The sequence below is a fragment of the Rhodococcus sp. NPDC127593 genome (assembly GCF_042671975.1).
GTDB lineage: Bacteria > Actinomycetota > Actinomycetes > Mycobacteriales > Mycobacteriaceae > Rhodococcus_F.
The window spans coordinates 1-1,723 of record NZ_JBHXWI010000164.1 but is presented as its reverse complement, the minus strand read 5'-3'; the positions used below and the strand labels follow the sequence as shown (position 1 = coordinate 1,723).

Annotated in this window: 2 protein-coding genes; both read left to right on the top strand. The window is 63.2% G+C overall.

Annotated elements, in window-relative coordinates; all coding sequences use genetic code 11:
- Positions 1-209: 209 nt before the first annotated feature.
- A complete protein-coding gene (locus tag ACFVJ3_RS49365) occupies positions 210-848 on the top strand; it encodes an HD domain-containing protein (RefSeq protein WP_378459027.1) in 639 nt (212 codons plus the stop codon).
- Between the two features lie 65 nt (positions 849-913).
- Complete coding sequence (locus ACFVJ3_RS49360; RefSeq protein WP_378459026.1) at positions 914-1,594, top strand: glycosyltransferase; 681 nt, start codon at positions 914-916, stop codon at positions 1,592-1,594.
- Positions 1,595-1,723 lie beyond the last annotated feature (129 nt).

Genomic DNA, 1,723 nt, shown 5'->3' with positions numbered 1-1,723 from the left:
CTGTCCCTATGCCCGCTCCGCCGCCCCCCGAGACACCTCCGAAGATCGGAAACCCCAGGCAGAACGCCCGCTACTCAACAACTACGGCACCCTGGGCGAACTGGAAAGCCGGCTCCTTACGAGCCGCCTGCAGAACACTAGAGGCCGCAGAGCGCACTCTCGACCATGAGACCGAGTTCCGTTTACTACTAACACTTTAGGGAGTCATCATGACCGAGGTGATAGCCGGGATCGCAATTCCTGATTCATCCCTGGCGAACGATGCGACCGAACTCGTACGCGAAGCGGCACCGCCGTTGCTGTATGACCATTCGCGTCGCGTCTATTTATTCGGATCGCTCCACGGTCGGCGACTGGGACGAACAGCCGATCCGGAACTGCTGTATGTCGGCGCCATGTTCCACGATCTCGGCCTGACGGAGACCTTCCGCGGCGACACCCAGCGATTCGAACTCGATGGAGCAGACGAGGCCGAACGGTTTCTCACCAGCCGCGGGATCCCGGCCGCCGACGTACGAACCGTATGGGAGGCAATCGCGCTGCACACCACGCCGGAAGTGCCGTACCGGCTGGCGCCGGAGATTGCACTGGTCACCGCCGGCGTGGAGACCGATGTCCTCGGAATAGGCCGAGGCGACCTCCCCGAAGCGCTCCTCGCCGAGATCACTCAGGCGCACCCGCGGCCCAACTTCAAGAAGGAGATCCTGCATGCCTTCACCGAGGGCTTCAGGCATCACCCAGACAGTACCTTCGGCACCGTCAATGCGGACGTGCTCGAACACTTCGTTCCCGGCTTCCACCACATTGATTTCGTCGACATCATCGAAAACTCCAGCTGGCCCGAATAGGTCGGTCACGACCAGACCCACGATTTGCCGACAGGTGCGAATCGTTGACAACGAGGAAACAGCGAATGACCGACACACACTCCCATTTCAGAAGCATCGAGGCCGGGACGCCGACCCATGACCGGCACCGCCCACTCGACCATCCGAGGTTCGACCAGTTGCCGGCCGGACTCGCGGACCCCCCGACCATCGTCGCGTTAGGCCCGTTCGACGACCCCGAGCATGCCGAGCAACTGGCCGCGGCGTTCACCATGGTGCGGCAGGTTCGGCAGGCGCAGCTCCTACTCGTCGGGACCGGTGTGCAACGCGGCACCGTCGTGCGGCGGGCGGCCGCGGATAACGTCGAGACCGACGTTCACCTGATCGAGGATCCCTCCGGGCAGCAGTGGACCGACCTTCTTGTCGCCGCAGACTTCGTCGTGCCGAGCAGCACCTCGGGTGTGACGACGCTACTGGATGTCTTGGCCGCCGGCCGTGCTGTGGTTGTCCCCGAACACCCCGCCACCGTGGGACTGGTTCTACCCACCAGCGCGGGACTGGTCTACCGTCGCGGCGATGTGAACGGGATGGCCCAGGCAATGCTGCGGCTCCTCACCACACCCGAACTCCGGAACGGTATGGCCACACGCGCCCGTGACGCCGCAACGCGATCGCGGGCCGAAACAGATACAAAATATCGGCGAATGAGCAGCGCTCACGCCGCTCGGCGATTCAGGATTCCGCGGGGTAGTCATGAACCGAATTGAGGAGACCTTCCTGTCCTACATCGATGAACAGGGAACTAGTGCCGCACCTGGGTTTGTTTGCCCCGTTGGTCCGACACGCCGCCTGATTGCCGGTCGCTGGACGCTACCTCGGTCATCCTGATCGGATGG